The 16,914-nt window shown below is 42.4% G+C and carries 12 protein-coding genes; 2 read left to right on the top strand and 10 right to left on the bottom strand.

What is annotated here, in order from left to right; all coding sequences use genetic code 11:
* Positions 1 to 107 precede the first annotated feature (107 nt).
* The 10 genes from zwf to ACVW2L_RS17045 form a co-directional block, all read right to left on the bottom strand.
* Positions 108 to 1,634, bottom strand: coding sequence for a glucose-6-phosphate dehydrogenase (gene zwf, locus ACVW2L_RS17090; protein ID WP_457129165.1), 1,527 nt, complete (start codon positions 1,632 to 1,634; stop codon positions 108 to 110).
* Positions 1,635 to 1,666: 32 nt separating this feature from the next.
* Positions 1,667 to 3,088, bottom strand: coding sequence for an NADP-dependent phosphogluconate dehydrogenase (gene gndA, locus ACVW2L_RS17085; RefSeq protein WP_457129164.1), 1,422 nt, complete (start codon positions 3,086 to 3,088; stop codon positions 1,667 to 1,669).
* Between the two features lie 3 nt (positions 3,089 to 3,091).
* Positions 3,092 to 3,715, bottom strand: a complete 624-nt coding sequence (locus ACVW2L_RS17080) for an HAD family hydrolase (RefSeq protein WP_457129163.1) — start codon at positions 3,713 to 3,715, stop codon at positions 3,092 to 3,094.
* Positions 3,716 to 3,727: 12 nt separating this feature from the next.
* The gene (gene tal, locus ACVW2L_RS17075; protein ID WP_457129162.1) at positions 3,728 to 4,819 is read right to left on the bottom strand and encodes a transaldolase; all 1,092 of its coding nucleotides are present in this window, start codon (positions 4,817 to 4,819) and stop codon (positions 3,728 to 3,730) included.
* 101 nt (positions 4,820 to 4,920) lie between these two features.
* Positions 4,921 to 5,619, bottom strand: a complete 699-nt coding sequence (rpiA, locus tag ACVW2L_RS17070) for a ribose 5-phosphate isomerase A (RefSeq protein WP_457129161.1) — start codon at positions 5,617 to 5,619, stop codon at positions 4,921 to 4,923.
* 75 nt (positions 5,620 to 5,694) lie between these two features.
* On the bottom strand, positions 5,695 to 7,692 hold the full coding sequence (gene tkt / locus ACVW2L_RS17065; protein WP_457129160.1) for a transketolase: 1,998 nt from the start codon (positions 7,690 to 7,692) through the stop codon (positions 5,695 to 5,697).
* 31 nt (positions 7,693 to 7,723) lie between these two features.
* A complete protein-coding gene (locus ACVW2L_RS17060; RefSeq protein ID WP_457129159.1) occupies positions 7,724 to 8,458 on the bottom strand; it encodes an ROK family protein in 735 nt (244 codons plus the stop codon).
* 311 nt (positions 8,459 to 8,769) lie between these two features.
* Positions 8,770 to 11,088 (bottom strand): PAS domain S-box protein, encoded by a 2,319-nt coding sequence (locus ACVW2L_RS17055; protein WP_457129158.1) that lies wholly within the window; start codon positions 11,086 to 11,088, stop codon positions 8,770 to 8,772.
* Between the two features lie 204 nt (positions 11,089 to 11,292).
* Positions 11,293 to 11,964 (bottom strand): response regulator, encoded by a 672-nt coding sequence (locus ACVW2L_RS17050; RefSeq protein WP_457129157.1) that lies wholly within the window; start codon positions 11,962 to 11,964, stop codon positions 11,293 to 11,295.
* A gap of 180 nt (positions 11,965 to 12,144) precedes the next feature.
* A complete protein-coding gene (locus ACVW2L_RS17045) occupies positions 12,145 to 12,669 on the bottom strand; it encodes a hypothetical protein (protein WP_457129156.1) in 525 nt (174 codons plus the stop codon).
* A gap of 242 nt (positions 12,670 to 12,911) precedes the next feature.
* Between ACVW2L_RS17045 and ACVW2L_RS17040 the strand changes: the two genes are divergently transcribed.
* Both ACVW2L_RS17040 and ACVW2L_RS17035 read left to right on the top strand, forming a co-directional pair.
* A complete protein-coding gene (locus ACVW2L_RS17040) occupies positions 12,912 to 14,846 on the top strand; it encodes a tetratricopeptide repeat-containing sensor histidine kinase (RefSeq protein WP_457129155.1) in 1,935 nt (644 codons plus the stop codon).
* Positions 14,847 to 14,931: 85 nt separating this feature from the next.
* Positions 14,932 to 16,914 carry a tetratricopeptide repeat-containing sensor histidine kinase gene (locus ACVW2L_RS17035; RefSeq protein WP_457129154.1) on the top strand — a complete coding sequence of 661 codons (1,983 nt, stop codon included), beginning with the start codon at positions 14,932 to 14,934 and terminating at the stop codon, positions 16,912 to 16,914.

Raw genomic sequence — 16,914 nt, 5'->3', positions numbered from 1 at the left:
GTGTAAAATAAAATTGTCATTCTGAGCGATAGCGAAGAATCCTATACGCCAAACTTATCGCGCTTACAAGATTCTTCGCTATCGCTCAGAATGACAATCAATTAGTATTAATGCTTCGCCTTACTACCACCATTTAAAGGCAGCGTAAACCAATGGAAACCATCGCGGGCAATTAATGCCTCTGCAATCTCAGGTCCCCATGAGTCTGACGAGTAGTTAGGGAAATTAAGGCTCTTTTTAGCCTCCCAGGTCTTCAATATTGGCATTATCAACTCCCAGGCTGCTTCTACCTGGTCGCCGCGCATAAACAGCGTCTGGTCGCCCGCCATGGTGTCTAACAGCAACGTTTCGTATGCTTCGGGTGCATCGCTTGTATAAGTGCCTTTATAATCAAACACCATATCTACAGTGTTTAGTATCATATCAATACCCGGGCGCTTAGCCTGCACCTGCAGGCGGATGCTCATTTCCGGCTGTATGCTTATGATCAGCCTGTTTTGCTGCCAGCTTTCAGTAGCCTCTGTAGGGAATACCAAATGCGGCACATCTTTAAACTGAATAGTGATAGTTGATGCTGATTGATGCATACGCTTGCCGGTACGCACATAAAACGGTACACCGTGCCAGCGCCAGTTATCAACAAAGAACTTTATAGCTGCAAAGGTTTCTGTATTAGAGTTGGGGTCAACCTTGTTTTCCTGGCGATAGCCGGGAACTTCTTCGCCCTGGATCCAGCCAGGACCATACTGGCCTCTAACAGCGGACATACGCACATCATCCGGAGAGAACGGCCGCATAGCTTTTAACACATCAACCTTGCGGTTACGCAATTCTTCTGCATTAAAGCTATTAGGTGCTTCCATCGCTATGAAACAAAGCAACTGTAACAAGTGGTTTTGTATCATATCGCGCAGTGCGCCGGATCCTTCGTAGTATGGGCCGCGATCCTGAACACCTAATTGCTCGGTAACCGAGATCTGAACGTGCTCAATAAAATTACGGTTCCAGATGGGCTCTAATATAGAATTGGCAAAACGGAACGCCATTATGTTCTGCACGGTCTCCTTGCCCAGATAGTGGTCTATCAGGTAGATCTGACAATCATCATAAAGGCTTGAGATCAATTTGTTCAATTCCTGTGCCGACTCCAGATCATGACCGAAAGGCTTTTCAATTACTATACGTACACGTTTTTTATCCTCGGCCAGTTTAGCCTTCGCGATATTGGTGGTAATAATGGGGAAAAACTCTGGTGCTACAGCCAGGTAGTAAATTACATTGGCTTTGGTTTTCCACTCGGCGTTATGGGCATCAATGCGTTTGCCAAACTCTTTATAAGTCTCAGCATCCTTCGCGTCTGATACCTGGTAATAAACATTACCTATAAACTCGTCCCATTTTTCTTTTACGGCTTTACCGCTGCGCGAAAACTGGTTAATATCTTCTAATAATTTAGCCCTGAAATCTTCATCGCTCATTTTGGTACGACCCGTACCGATGATGGAGAACTTTTTAGGCATCCAGCCATCTAAAAATAAATTGTAAAGTGCCGGAGCCAGTTTACGGGCGTTCAAGTCGCCCGTACCGCCGAAAATGATAAATATGGTAGGATCTGATGTTGTTTTTGATGACATGATGTTGTGCGTTAAGTCTATTCGGTATCAGATTAATTTTTTGGCACCCATTGGGTGTGGAATTTTCCTTCTTTACCTATCAACTCATAAGTATGCGCGCCAAAATAGTCGCGTTGCGCCTGTATCAGGTTTGATGGCATACGGCCACTGCGGAAGGCATCAAAATAACTTAATGATGCAGCATAACACGGAGCGGCAATGCCGGCAGCAGTAACGGCCGATACAACAGTACGCGCCCCACCAACAGCGCCCATAACCTCTTTGGCAACCCCGTTGTCTAATAACAAGTGCTCTAACCCGGGGTTAGCAGTAAATGCCTCGTAAATATTTTGCAGGAACAGTGAGCGGATTATACACCCACCTCTCCAGATTTTTGCAATCTCGGCCAGGTTTAAACCATAATTAAACTCGGCAGATGCGCGGGTTAACATGTGTATGCCTTGCGCATAGCTAATGATCATGTTAAAGTAGAACGCGTTCTCTAAGGCAGCTAAAAAGGCCTCTTTATCAACGTTAAGCGGAGCTTGAACACCACCATAAATACCTTCTGCCTCTACACGTAGTTCTTTATATTTTGAAAGATCGCGCATGGCTACTGATGAGTCAACAGTAGGGATAGGCGCCTGTAGGTCCATAGCCACTTGCGATGTCCATTTACCGGTGCCTTTGGCGCGGGCCTCGTCTTTTATATCATCTAATAATAAATGATCGGCACCGGGCTCTTTATATCTGAATACATCGCGGGTAACCTCTACCAGGAACGATTTTAGCCTGCCTTCGTTCCACTCGTTAAAGATCTTACCTATGGCTTCATTATCAAGGCCCAAACCTTTTTTCAGTATTTCATAAGTTTCTGCCAACTGCTGCATAACACCGTATTCGATACCATTATGCACCATTTTAACAAAATGGCCGGCAGAGCCCGTTCCGCAATAAGTAACGCAAGGCTCGCCATCAACTTTGGCTGCTATTGATTCCAATATTGGTTTCATTACAGCATAAGCATCTTTGTCGCCACCGGGCATCATACTGGGGCCACGGCGCGCGCCCTCTTCGCCACCAGATACACCCATACCGAAGAAATGGATGCCTTTACTTTCCAGATACTCAACACGGCGGTTGGTATCGGTATAATAGGTGTTGCCGCCATCAATAATAAGGTCGCCCTTTTCAACCAGTGGCAATAGTTCTTCTATAACATCATCAACAATTTTTCCGGCAGGTACCAGCATCATAATGGCGCGCGGACTGTTAAGGCTGGCTACAAATTGCTTTATGTCGCTAAAACCTTTAAGGTTACCGTTGGTGCTCTCCTGCTCTAATAATTCGCCTTTGGATGCGTCTTTATCAAAGCCGGCTCCCTTTACGCCATGATCTCCCATGTTCAGCAGCAGGTTGCGACCCATTACCCCTAAACCGATCATACCGAAATCAAATTTTTCTGGTGTGCTCATCTTTTACTTGTTGTGGTTTTCGTCTTTTAATTGTTGCAGTATAGCTTTTGTCGATTCCAGATCTGTATGCTGAAAAGAGCGAATGCCCAACCGCGATGCGGCTTCAACAAACATTATCCGGTCGTCAAAATATACACACTGATCTGGTGACGCCTGTGCAATGCCCAGGGCCAGCTGCCATATACCCGGATCGGGTTTACGCATTTTAACTTCGCACGAAGATACAAATGCGTCAAAAAACTCGTGTAGTTTAAATTTCTTTACGCGATAGTCATTCAGCTCCTTGCCCTCGTTATTAACCGAGATAACACGGAAACCGCAATCGCGCTTCCATTCTTTGAGCCATGCCAGGGTTGGCAACTCAACAGACTGTTCATAAATAAAAGCCTTAAAATCCTCTTTCGTAAAATCGCGGGGTTGGGTAAATATTACCCTGTCCAGGTATTCATCAAGCGTTATACTGCCAATTTCATATACGTTAAATATAAAATTATGTAGTTCGTTTATCTCGGTGTAATCCAACCCGAATTTTTCTGAAGCCAGCTTACGCGAGTTATGCCCCCAGCCATTGCTGAGCAGTATGCCCCCGATATCAAAAAGGAGGATCTTAAGGTTATTTTTTGTCATTAGCGGCGCTAATTAAACTTTGCTTTTTTGAGCCTCTATTGCTTTTAACAATTTATCAAACGGAGCATTGAATTTCTCTACACCTTCGTCTTCTAATTGCTGGGTTAACGCATGGATATCAATACCGGCAGCTGCTAACTTGTCTAATATTTCGGTTGCTTTATCTAAACCTTCTTCTAATGTATCAGCAGCTACACCGTGATCACGGAAAGCTTCGATGGTTTCCAAAGGAACGGTATCAACGGTATCCGGACCGATCAGGGCCTCAACATATTTAGTGTCTTTAAATGCAGGGTTTTTGCTGCTGGTACTTGCCCAAAGCAAACGTTGCGGCTGCGCGCCTTTGGCTGCTAATTTTTCCCAACGCTCGCCGCTGAATACGCGTTTGTAAATCTCGTATGCTTTTTTTGCTGATGCGATAGCAACTTCGCCTTTGTATTCGCCTAAGCCTTTTTCGTCTAATAATGGGTCAACCAATACGTCAATACGGCTCAGGAAGAAACTTGCTACTGATGCAATGTGCGCAATTTCATGACCGGCAGCCAAATGATCTTCTAAACCTGCAATGTAAGCCAAAGCAACTTCTTCGTAACGTGGCAAGCCAAATAATAAAGTAACGTTGATGTTGATACCTTGCGCGATTGATTTGCGGATAGCATCTAAACCTGGTTGTGTACCAGGGATCTTGATCATCACGTTTTCGCGGTCAACTTGTTTCCAAAGCAGTTTAGCCTGTTCAAAAGTCTCTTGGCCTTTTAATGCTAAAAACGGAGATACCTCTAAAGACACATAACCATCAACTTTATTGCTTTCTACGTATAGCTCTTTAAACAGATCACAGGCAGTTTGAATATCTTTTATAGCTAAACCAAAGAAGATTTCTTCAGTAGTTTTAGTTCCATCAGATAATTCTGCAATATCACCATCATACATATCGCTGCTGCTGATGGCTTTTTCAAAAATGGCAGGGTTTGAGGTTACGCCTCTAACGCCGTCATCATCAATAAGTGCTTTTAGCCTTCCGTCGCCAATAAAGCCACGGTCAATAAAGTCCAGCCAGATGCTCTGACCGAAGCTGTGTATTTTTTTTACGTTATTTTCCATTATTTACTATGTGTTTATTTAATCAATTGGTTCTAAAATCCTCAATAAGCGTACCGTTAACAGCCTCTTTTAAATCCATTTTAAAAGATGACTTTAAATTGTTATGCCACTAATATCTCAGCGGGCTGGTTCTGAAAAAGTCCGCTTTCAATAACACCGGCAATACATTTAATTTTAAACTCCATGTCAACGTCAATATGCTCAAACTTTACGTCGAGAATCAAATTGCCGTTCTCTGATATAATTGGCCCGTCTTTACCTGTAGCCGGGCGCAATACAATTTCGGTAGCGCCTAACCTTTTAAGTCCGGCCTCAGCCACCATTAATGCCGATGGAAAAACCTCCACCGGAACAGGAAATTTTGAACCCAGTTTATCAACCAGTTTACTGTCGTCAACAATGATATAGTTGCGTGCGCTGGCGGTCATTATCAGCTTTTCTTTAAACATGGCACCGCCGCGCCCTTTAATCAGGTGCTTGTTAGGGTCAACCTCGTCTGCACCATCAAAATACCAATCAGGCTTATGTTCATATAAACTGGTGGTAGGTATACCCAGATTGCTGCAGGTTAAAGCAATTTCAACCGAAGTTGGGATTGCCAGAACATTCAGCTTTTCGGCTTTTATCTTCTCGCCAATGGCCAACAAAGCAAGGTAAGAGGTTGAGCCTGAGCCCACACCAATAATATCCCCATCTTTTACCTTGGCGGCAATCTGGTCGGCTACCCTCTGCTTGCTTTCGCGATTGCTGATGGTGGCGTTCCAGGATAGAGTCTTTAGTATGTCGCTATTCCAATTCATTTTTTTTAAGATTTGAGATGTTAGATATGAGATATGAGACAAAAAATCTCACGTCTCATATCTCAATACTCATATCTACAAAAGAGCTTTTGCTTTTTTAACCGCGTTATCAACAGTAAAGCCGAAGTATTTGTAAAGCTCATCTGCCGGAGCTGATTCACCAAATGTTTCCATGGCTAATATGTCACCTTCGTCGGTAACATATTTGTGCCAGCCCATTGGCGAAGCCATTTCAATAGCTAAACGTTTTTTCAATGTTTTAGGGAATACGCTTTCTTTGTAAGCAGCATCTTGTTTTTCAAACAACTCCCATGATGGCATACTAACCACGCGTGAAGCGATACCTTCTTCTGCCAGCTTAGCTTGTGTATCCATTGCCAAAGCAACTTCAGAGCCTGTAGCGATCAATATTAACTGAGCGTTTTCAGCATCAGAAAGCACATATGCACCTTTCTCCAGATTATCAGCCTTAGCATATTTATCCTGATCTAAAACAGGTAATGCCTGGCGGGTGAAGATCAATACAGTTGGACCACCTTTTTTCTCAACAGCAACGCGCCATGCGTGTGCAGTTTCGTTAGCGTCAGCCGGGCGAATGATAGTTACGTTAGGGATTGAGCGCAAAGAAGCTAATTGCTCAATTGGCTGGTGGGTTGTACCGTCTTCGCCTAAACCTATACTATCGTGTGTATAAACAAATATCGGGCTTATCTTCATAATGGCTGCCAAACGGATAGGCGGGCGCATGTACTCAGAGAACATCAGGAAGGTAGCGCCAAAAGGCTTGATGCCTTTTGTCAATGCCAAACCATTCAATGCAGAACCCATAGCATGCTCGCGGATCCCGAAGTGGAAGTTGCGGCCCGCACGGTTTTCTGATGTAAACGAATCAGATTCTTTTAAAGTAGTTTCTGTTGATGGAGCTAAATCCGCTGCACCACCTATCAGGTTAGGAAAGCTGCCCGCAATAGCGTTCAACACTTTACCTGATGCCTGGCGGGTAGCTAATTTAGTACCGGCAGCAAATACCGGTAATTTATCTAACCAGCCTGCGGGTAATTCGTCTTTAGCTGCTGCTGTGTACTCGGCGGCCAATTCAGGGAATTTAGCTGCGTAATCAGCAAATAACTTGTTCCAGTTGTCTTCAGTTTTAATACCTCTTGCGCCTATTGCACTATAGTATTCAGTAACTTCAGCAGGTACGTTGAAAGATTTTTCAGTATCAAAACCAAAAAATTCCTTAACCAATTTAATCTCGTCAGCACCCAGCGGAGATCCGTGAGAACCTGCAGTGCCTGATTTATTAGGGCTACCATAAGCGATCAACGAACGAACGCGGATCAACGATGGTTTTTGTGTTTCTGCTTTAGCGTTGGTTAAAGCCAGTTGTAAGGCGTGGATATCATTCGCATCTTCAATAGACTGTACGTGCCAGCCGTATGAACGGAAACGCGCGTCAACATCTTCGTTAAAAGTAATGTCTGTGCTGCCTTCTATTGAGATCTTGTTATCATCATAAACATAAATAATGTTACCCAACTCCAGGTGACCAGCTAATGAAGCAGCCTCTGCAGTAACACCTTCCATTAAATCACCGTCTGAGCAGATAGCATAAACGTGGTAATCAAAAAGGTTAAAACCTGGTTTGTTGTAACGGGCAGCTAAGTGTTTTTGGCCGATAGCAAAACCAACACCATTAGCAAAACCCTGGCCCAATGGCCCGGTAGTAACGTCAACACCCGGAGCCAAACCATATTCTGGGTGGCCCGCAGTTTTGCTATGCAGCTGACGGAAGTTTTTTATATCATCTAAAGAAAGATCATAACCTAACAAATGCAAAAAGCTGTACTGTAAAATACAAGCGTGACCTGCTGAAAGGATGAACCTGTCGCGATTGGCCCAATCAGGGTTTTTAGGGTTAAAGTTGATAAACTCTTTCCATAATACGTGGCCTACGGGGGCAAGCGCCATAGCAGTACCAGGGTGGCCCGAATTGGCTTTCTGAACAGCATCAGCCGATAATATCCTAACGGTATCTATGGCTAATTTTTCAATGTTTTGATTTGAACTCATTTCTTTTTTGTTATTGTTATTGTCAGGTGATTTACTTTTTTGATGGTTTAGGTTTAGTATCAGCGGTCCAAAGGCGCGCACCGCCTTTTATGCCGTCTTTGTTAGATACAATGGTCATGTTATCATCCAGCTTTATAGTAAGCAAACGCGAATTACCGCCGCCTATGTATAAATGATCATAATTGAACACTGTCTTTAAGGTCCGGAACACGCGCTCCATACGTAGGTTCCATTTTTTCTTGCCTATTTTCTCCAGCTCCTTATCGCCCATGTAGGCATCGTAATCTTTTGTTTTTGTTATGGGATGATGCGCTATTTCCAGATGTGGCAAAAGTAGGCCATCAAGCACCAATGCGGTGCCAAAACCTGTACCTAATGTTACAACCAGTTCAAGCCCCTTGCCGGATGCTACGCCAAGGCCCTGCATATCGGCATCGTTAACTACCTGGGCTGGTTTGCCAAGCTCTTTTTCCAGCCGTTCACCAAGGTTGTACCCGCGCCAGGCTTTGTCGTCAAGATTTGGCGCTGTGCCAACTATGTTGTTACGCACATAGCCCGGAAAGCCAACTGATATTTTGTCAAAGGATAGATCCTTCGTCAACTCTTTAATGGCGTTAATAATATTGTCAGGATTAGCCGGTAACGGTGTGTCGCTTTTTATGTAATCACTCAGCATATCGCCGTTTTTGTCCAAAACGGTGGCTTTAACATGGGAGCCTCCTATGTCAATGGCCAATATTTTAAGCTGAGATGAGGTGGTTTTCATAACTGTATGGAAGGCAAAAGTAACATGTATTTTGTTAATATGTGACAAACTTAATGTCAATAAATCATCAGTTGCGATATTTAATTTTACTAAAACGTTTTTTTGACGCTGTAAGGGCACTTTTCCGCTAAAGAAACATCGAAATATTTTTTAAAAAAGGCCAAAAATAATTATGTGTTTGGTCTAAAAAGTGCCTTTGCAATCGATAACATGGGGATAAAAACATATTTTAGATCATAAAAACGGTAAGCGTACATTGTACACCCAACAACTTTATTTTTTGCATTGATAACACGAGGCTAGTTGCCCGGTTAAATTTGCTTTTGCAAGTGGATTGTAAAGACAGTTCCGATATTGATCTCGCTCTCTGCTTCGATGCTTCCTCCCATGGCTTCTACCTGATTTTTTGTAATGAATAGTCCTATGCCTCTGGCGTCGCGATTGCCATGAAAAGTTTTATACATGCCAAACAGTTTGTTGCCGTGTAATTTCAGGTCTATGCCACTGCCATTGTCCTTAACAATAATGCTTATGTACCGGCCATCTGTTTGGGCGCTGATATTAATTACCGGTTTTCTGAACGGTGATTTGTACTTAAGCGCATTAGTTAACAGGTTAAGAAATATGCTTTCTAAATACGCAGGTATAGCCTGTACAAACAGATCTTTACCAATCTCGTTTTGTATTGTGGCTTCGTTTTCTGATACGATAGCTTGTATAGCCATCCCGGCCTTTTCTACATACTCAAAAAGATTTAATGGCACCATATTTTTATTAACGCCGGTAGTCATCAGCACAATCTCATTCAGGTGCAAAATGGTGTCAGTTAGGTTGGCTGATGCTTTTTGAAGCAGGGGGTAAAATTCATTTTGGGTACTGGCAGGCATTTCCTCTTTCATGAGTTCAAGCACCATGCCAATATTGCCCGAGTGCGAGCGAAGGTTATGTGATACGATGTGCGCAAAGTTGAGCAAGCGATTGTTTTGTTCGTGGGTTACATGCAATAACGACTTGATCTCACGCTCAGCATCTTTCAGCAAGGTAATATCGAAAAAGATGAACAGATAGCCCATAACCACACCGTCGCTGTTTTTAACTGGAGTTATAGTGCATTGAACGTTAAATTCCGACTCGTTTTTGCGTAAAAAGGTCCACTCCTGCGTTTCAAAAGTGTTGGTTTGCAAATTAACGGTAATGGTTTCAAAGCCTACAATTGGCCGGCCATACAATTGCGCTAAATGGCCTTCCCGCTCGGCAAGCTCCGTTTTTGAATAGATTAGCAGCGGCGTTTCTGTATTCAGCACCTCTGTTGCTTTATAGCCTAACAAGTTTTCGGCCCCGACATTAAATACACGGATAAGGCCATTCACATCAGTCTCTATAATGCCAACACGTGTTGAAGCATCCCGGATGCTTTTCATTTTATCCAGCGATTCTTTAAGCGCAAACTCCAGTGTTTTTATTGGGGTGATATCATTAACCTGAGATATAAAATACATCGGCTCATTGTCAAGATTCCTTACCAGCGAAACAGCAAGCAGGGCATAAACAACGCTGCCATTCTTATGCAAATACCTTTTCTCAATAGTATATCCTGCCCGTTCCCCTTTCAATACCAACTTCACTAAAGCCAGGTCGGCTTCTAAATCATCAGGGTGGGTAATGTGCTGAAAGTCTGTGGTTAAAAGTTCCTGTTCAGAATAACCAAGAAAATGGCAAAAGCTCCTGTTTATACGCAACCATTTACCGTCCGGGTTTACTAAAGCTATGCCGTTGGGCGCAAAATCAAATGTCTGCCTGAATTGCTCTTCCTGTAGCGCCAGTTTTTTTAAAGCGATGTTTTTCTCGTTAATGTCTTGCAGCAGGCCGTAAATACGAATACAAATGCCTTTTTTAAATACCGGGGTAGCTATGGCCCTAACCCATTTAAGATCATTTTTAGGGGTTTGCACAAGTAACTCCTCATCAAACGCTGCCCCATTTTTTATAAGCGCGTTCATTTTGCTTTGTATTCTTTGCCGGCCTTCGCCTTCTGCATAAAAGTTTATGGCGTCATTATAAGCAGGAATATAGTTCTGGCTAACTCCATAAATGTTTTTGGTAATGGCGCTCCACTCCAGTTTTTCAGCCAGCAGGTCCATTTCCCATGTGCCAATCTGCGCAACCTCCTTTGTGCTTTGTAGCAGATCTTTATACTGCGTTAAAAGCAGTTCGCTATTTTTCCGTTCAGTTATATCCTGAATCACGCCCATTACCCATTCGGGTTTTCCATCAGCGGTAAAAGTTGAAATACTGCCTTTGTCTAAAACCCACACCCAACTACCATTTTTATGTTTCAATCTTACCTCTATCTCATAAAAATCTACTTTGCCCTCTAAATGATCGTACATTTTTTTAACAGCTCTGGGCAGGTCTTCAGGGTGGATCAATGATCGCCACGTGTCCACAGTAATAGGTTGAAGATCCGCAATGCTGTAGCCTACTATATTGACCCAATGCTCATTGTATATTAACTCGCGTGTTTGCAGGTTATGCTCCCACGTACCCATACCGGCACTTTCTATGATCTTTTTAAATCTTTGCAGCTGATTTTCAGAAGTATCGGACGTAGTAAGAGGTGTTGAATTCATAGATAACGGGGCACAACAGGCAAAGCCGTATTGTATGTGTTTTTATAGGTATCAGTTAATATGAGCCCTAAATATACGCCAATTATCTCGTTATTAGCTACATATATCGGTACGAGTAAAAAAAGCCTCCCCGTGGGAGAGGGAGGTTTTGCAGTGCTGTTAATACTATAGGTAGCAACCGGTATCTGGAATAAGATCAGTTAGTCAGGCAAACCATTTTTTATGTATCGCCAGTTTAATTGCCGATGCTTTGTTAGAAACGTGCAGCTTTTCGTAAATATTTGCTGTATGCTTACGCACGGTATGTGGACTTATAAATAAGCGTTCGCCTATTTGCTGATAGTTTAAGCCATCAACAATTCTTTGCAATATTTCAATTTCGCGGGCAGACAGCAAACTATCGGCTTGCTCGTTTTTGCTCTCTTCTATAGGTTTATTGGTGTTTCTCAACAACAAAAGGGCTTTTTGTGCTATTCGTGGCGACATAGGTACGCCACCTTCAAATACAACTTCGGTAATGGCCCGTAAAATATTAACAGGTTTTTCATCTTTAAGCAAATAGCCGCAGGCCCCTGCTTTTATAGCCTCGAAAAGCTTATCATCGTTATCAAAAACCGTTAACATAAGGCATAGTACATCCGGATAGATTTCTTTGGTGATTGCTACTGCTTCAATGCCGTCAAGCACAGGCATTTCAATATCCATTAATACCACCTGGGGCCGTTGTGCGGGCCGCAGCTCTTTCATTTTTGTTAAATAGTCATCCCCGTCGGCAGCAAGTAGTCCTATTTCAAGTTCTTCGTAGTATGATAACTGTTCAAACAGTGTTGTGCGCATCAGGCGCTTATCATCAACTATCGCTATGCGAATACCCATTCCAGTAATTGTTTTGCGTTGATAAATTACATAAACTTAAGCTATTTTTTTAATCTGCAAAAGGCTGCACCAAAGTGCAGCCCCAACACCGTACACAACCCCTATAGCATGGTACAGTGCTTAACCGGGCCTGAGTAGCCCCGCTATTGCAACCGGGAAATTCCGGATGTGGCGCCAGATTTAAAAATTAAATCCGATACGCAAGCCTATGAAGCCAGAGCCACTGTATCCTTCGTAACGTAAGCTTGGATCAAAGCCGCCTAAGTGTGCGCCAATACCAACTGAATAAGTAAATTCTGAGCTGCTGACAGAACTTAAACTGCCAGAGCCTGTGCTAGGAATGTAGGTACGGGCAATGGTTACACCAGCCTCGCCCAAACCATATAGCGTTTCGCCAAGCATGTGTTTATAACCCGCTTTAATAGGGATGTTCAGCTGTGCTTTGGTGTTAACACCTGTCAGGCTTTTTGGGATAAAAGCTATAACGCCTGTTGTTGCGGTAAAGGCGCTTGATTCATTAAGCGCTACTGCTACACGGAAAGTTGCACCTGCACCTACGTTATAAGCATTGCTAGTTGCCCCTACGGGTAAGGCACCTTCAAGCCCCAGGCCGATGCGTAGTTTTTTGTAATCGCTTTGTGCAAACATCTTTGTTGTACACAGTGCAACCAGCATCAGCAGCATAATTGTAAATTTTGTTTTCATTGTAATTGGTTTTTGAGTGAGTGAATAGTTTAAATTAATTAGTGATTGATGATGCTAAGTTGAGGGTAATGCGGGCGGGTATCAATAACACATTTGTGTTATTTTAACACCCGGTCGAAATATCCAACGGGTTAAAAAAAAATCGACAAACAAAATTTGTTTAATAATATATCAAATTGGGTATTGATAATGCGTGTTTAATACTGTTAATTAGAGGATTAATCCCCCTAATTAAATATTGAATGAAGTGGTTACTTTCGTTTATATTATTTATGCACGTATGCGCTTTTGCACAAAACCGGCGTATAGACAGTCTTAGGAGCGTGCTTTCCCAGACCAGGCCAGACACCGCCAAATGCAAGGTTTATTACCAATTGGCAATAGAATTGCTTAATATGTCGCCGTCAGAGGCGGACAAAGTAACGGCCATCTCAAAAAGGATAGCTGAAAAGGAAATGTACAACCCCGGCATTGCCTACGTTTTTTGTTTTAACGCTATACAGTGTAATTATAAGGGCGACTATTCCGGATGTAAACATAACGCCGAAAAAGCTTTAGCTATTTCGGTGAAATTCAATTTGCCGCTTACAGAGGCAATAGCAAAAAACACGCTCGGTATATGTTATTGGCAAACCGGTAATTACGCCCAGGCAATTAGAATGCACCTTGCGGCACTAAAAGTGCGTGAGCGACTCAACGATAGTATTGGCATATCAAAATCATTAGGAAACCTGGGGCAGGTTTATCTTGACAATGAAAAATTTGAAGAAGCAGAGCATTACGCCTTGCAGGGTTTGACCCTGAGTAAGAAACTACACGAAAACTACGTCACAATAAATTGCTTGCATATATTGGCCAACATAAGCAGCGGACAAAAAAAATATCAGCAGGCTTTGTTATTTGATCGCGAAGCCCTTCCTCTTTGTTTCCACGATAATAATAAAAGGGCGTTGTCTCAAATTTATTCTAACATGGCCAACTGTTACGAGGCTATGGAACAGTTAGAAAAAGCCCGCCAGTATCAAATGAAAGTATTAGAGAACGATGAATATTTTAACGATAAAAAATGGATCAGCGACACTTATTTGAATATTGGACGAATATTTGGCAGAGAGGCCAAATATGACGAAGCGATTGGATGGATAAAGAGGTCGTTGATGCTAAGCGAAAGCACTGAATATAAAAAGGGTCAAAAAGATGCTTGGAAACTATTAGAAACTATTTTCGAAAAAAGTGGAAAATACAAAGGTGCACTTGTTGCTTATCAAAAATATCAGGCTATTAACGAAGATATGATTAACGAGGGCAATGACAGGGAGATAGCGGTTATGCAAACTGATTACGAAACGCAAAAAAAGGAACAAAAAATTACATTGTTGAACAAGGAGAATACCATACAGAGGCTCTCCATCGCCAAACAAAAAACCACTTTGGGTATAGTGGCAGGTTCATCAATCGTATTACTGGGTTTTGGCGGCTTAATTTATAACCGCAACAAAAACAAACAAAAAATATTAATGCAGGAACAGCAGTTAACACAACGGGCTGAACTTACGAGGGCCGTGATAGTGGCTGAAGAGAAGGAACGCACCCGAATCGCCGGCGATCTGCACGATGGCGTGGGACAGCTCTTCTCTGCTGTTAAAATGAATTTGAATGGCTTGATTGAAAGGGTTGATATGCCACGCGATGAAGACCGGTTTTTGGCCGAAAAAACCCTGGCCCTGGTTGAAGAGAGCTGTAAAGAGGTGCGACACATATCGCATCAGATGATGCCGACCATGTTGCTAAAATCGGGTATAGCATCAGACGTGCGAAGCTTTATAGAGAAAATAGATTCTGAGAAGCTAAAGGTTAGAGTTGAGGCAAATGGCTTTAAAGATAAGCTGGAAAGCAATGTAGAAACGGTACTTTACAGGGTGATACAGGAGGCTGTCAATAATGTGATCAAGCATGCCAACGCTACGCTGCTGGATATCAAATTAAATCGCGATGGAGTGGGCATAAGTGCTACTATAACTGATAACGGCGTTGGTTTTAATATAGCCGCTGTTGAAAGCCTGGGCGGTATAGGGCTAAAGAACATTGCCGCGCGCGTTGAGTATTTAAAGGGCACTTTAGACTATCGCTCTGCCCCCCGCGCAGGTACCAGCATTAAAGTATGGGTGCCCGTTTAAATAAAATACCACATATGTAGTATTGATAGCCTTTTGCAATTAGCGTTTATTAGCGATGTTATATACGCTAATTAATTAATTGCAAATGAACAGGTTACTCCTGCTGTCGTTATTTATATTCTCGCCGTTATTGTTTAACCCTTATATGTGCTTTGCACAGCAGGGCAATTCTGTTGATAGCCTGAAAGCCCTTTTACCGCAAGCAAAAACTGATACAGCAAGAATTAATCTCTTAAATCAAATTGGAGATATATTAAAAAGGGATAAAGCTAACGACGGATTTAAATATGTAGAAGAAGCTATTGCGTTAAGTACTAAAACAAACTTTAAAAAAGGCCTGGCAAGAGCGTACTACAATCGCGGCGTTATGCTATTCAGCACTAACAAATTAGATTCCGCCGGTATTGATTTTAAAAAAGCTATTAAAGTATATGGCGAGGTAAAGAATTCACGCGGGCAGGCTTTAGTTTATAACGAAACCGGCACTTTACTTAGGATACAAGGCAAGCAAAGCGAAGCTATAGCTTATTTTCAGCAGGCGGCTGATATTTATGAAAAAAGTAACGACCTTTCTGGAACGGCTGATTGCCTAACGCTAATTGCAAATAACTTTAACCAATTGCATGATTTTGATAAAGCACTGGCAACTTATAAAAAAGCCTATTCTTTACGGGTAAAAATAAACAGGCTTGACCTTGCTGCGCAAACTCTTGCCGGCATTGGAATGACTTATCGTAATAAACAAACCATAAGTGATGGGGATAAGTTTTTTAAACTAGCCATAAGTTATATGATGCGTGCGCGCGCGCATTTTATTAAGAACAAACATAACCTCAATATCGCGCTGATTGATAAAGAAATAGGCGTTACATATGACTACCAGGAACAATATGGCAATGCGCTTCGCTATTTAACAGAGGCCAAAGAAAAGTTTCGTGCTATTGATTATAAACGCGAGTTAGGGTCACTTTATAAAGCTATTGGGCGCTGTTACCTTCAAAACAACCAGTTTACACAGGCAAAAAAATATATAGATATGGCGTTGGCTGCGGCAATTGCAGAAAAGTATCAGCAACATATAATGGAGTCGTATCAGGAATTGTACAATTATTACAAAATAACAGGCGATAACACAAATGCCCTTGCCTACCATGAAAAGTTTATGGAGGCAAAAGATTCACTTACCGAGCGCACAAACTTTGATAAGGTTTTAGAAATAACCAACAAATACGAAACCGAGAAAAAAGAGCAGCAGATAGATATCCTTAATAAAGAAAACACTATTCAAAAACTTTCTATCGCTAAACAGAAAACGACCATGGGAATAGCTGGCGGTTTAGCAGTGACATTGATAGCTTTTGGCGGTTTGCTGCATAGCCGCAATAAAAACAAGCAAAAAATACTTCTTCAGGAACATAAATTAGCGCAGCGTGCAGAATTGACCAAAGCTGTAATTGAGGCTGAAGAAAAAGAGAGGGTTAGGATAGCAAGTGATCTTCACGATGGGGTAGGCCAGTTGTTCTCGGCAGTAAAAATGAATTTAAACGGATTAATGGAACGGGTAGATATGCCGCGAGAGGAGGATCGTTTTTTGGCGGAGAAAACATTGGCTCTGGTTGAAGAAAGCTGTAAGGAGGTACGGTACATATCGCACCAGATGATGCCGAATATGCTGCTGAGATCGGGCATAGCGTCTGATGTTAAAAGCTTTATTGAGAAAATCGACTCAGAGAAGCTTAAGGTTAAAGTAGAGGCAAATGGCTTTAAAGATAAATTGGAAAGTAATGTAGAGACGGTGCTTTACAGGGTTATACAGGAAGCGGTAAACAATGTAATAAAACATGCACGGGCCACCTTTCTGGACATTAAACTGGATCGAGAGGCATCGGGCATAAGCGCTACAATTACCGATAACGGCGTCGGCTTTGACACTGCAGCGGTTGACAGCTTCCACGGCATTGGTTTAAAGAATATTACCGCACGTGTTGAATACCTTAAAGGCACTGTAAAGTACCGTTCTGCCCCGGGCGCAGGTACCAGTTTAAGTGTTTGGGTCCCGGTTGATTAG

Source organism: Mucilaginibacter sp. HD30 (assembly GCF_054061755.1).
Note: the sequence above shows the minus strand (reverse complement) of the source record. Positions and strands in the feature narration are given on the sequence as shown.

Coding starts and splice junctions, on each gene's coding strand:
- ACVW2L_RS17080 (WP_457129163.1), bottom strand. CDS start 3,715: ATGACAAAAAATAACCTTAAGATCCTCCTTTTTGATATCGGGGGCATA.
- tkt (WP_457129160.1), bottom strand. CDS start 7,692: ATGAGTTCAAATCAAAACATTGAAAAATTAGCCATAGATACCGTTAGG.
- tal (WP_457129162.1), bottom strand. CDS start 4,819: ATGGAAAATAACGTAAAAAAAATACACAGCTTCGGTCAGAGCATCTGG.
- ACVW2L_RS17060 (WP_457129159.1), bottom strand. CDS start 8,458: ATGAAAACCACCTCATCTCAGCTTAAAATATTGGCCATTGACATAGGA.
- gndA (WP_457129164.1), bottom strand. CDS start 3,088: ATGAGCACACCAGAAAAATTTGATTTCGGTATGATCGGTTTAGGGGTA.
- ACVW2L_RS17055 (WP_457129158.1), bottom strand. CDS start 11,088: ATGAATTCAACACCTCTTACTACGTCCGATACTTCTGAAAATCAGCTG.
- rpiA (WP_457129161.1), bottom strand. CDS start 5,619: ATGAATTGGAATAGCGACATACTAAAGACTCTATCCTGGAACGCCACC.
- ACVW2L_RS17035 (WP_457129154.1), top strand. CDS start 14,932: ATGAACAGGTTACTCCTGCTGTCGTTATTTATATTCTCGCCGTTATTG.
- zwf (WP_457129165.1), bottom strand. CDS start 1,634: ATGTCATCAAAAACAACATCAGATCCTACCATATTTATCATTTTCGGC.
- ACVW2L_RS17045 (WP_457129156.1), bottom strand. CDS start 12,669: ATGAAAACAAAATTTACAATTATGCTGCTGATGCTGGTTGCACTGTGT.
- ACVW2L_RS17040 (WP_457129155.1), top strand. CDS start 12,912: ATGAAGTGGTTACTTTCGTTTATATTATTTATGCACGTATGCGCTTTT.
- ACVW2L_RS17050 (WP_457129157.1), bottom strand. CDS start 11,964: ATGGGTATTCGCATAGCGATAGTTGATGATAAGCGCCTGATGCGCACA.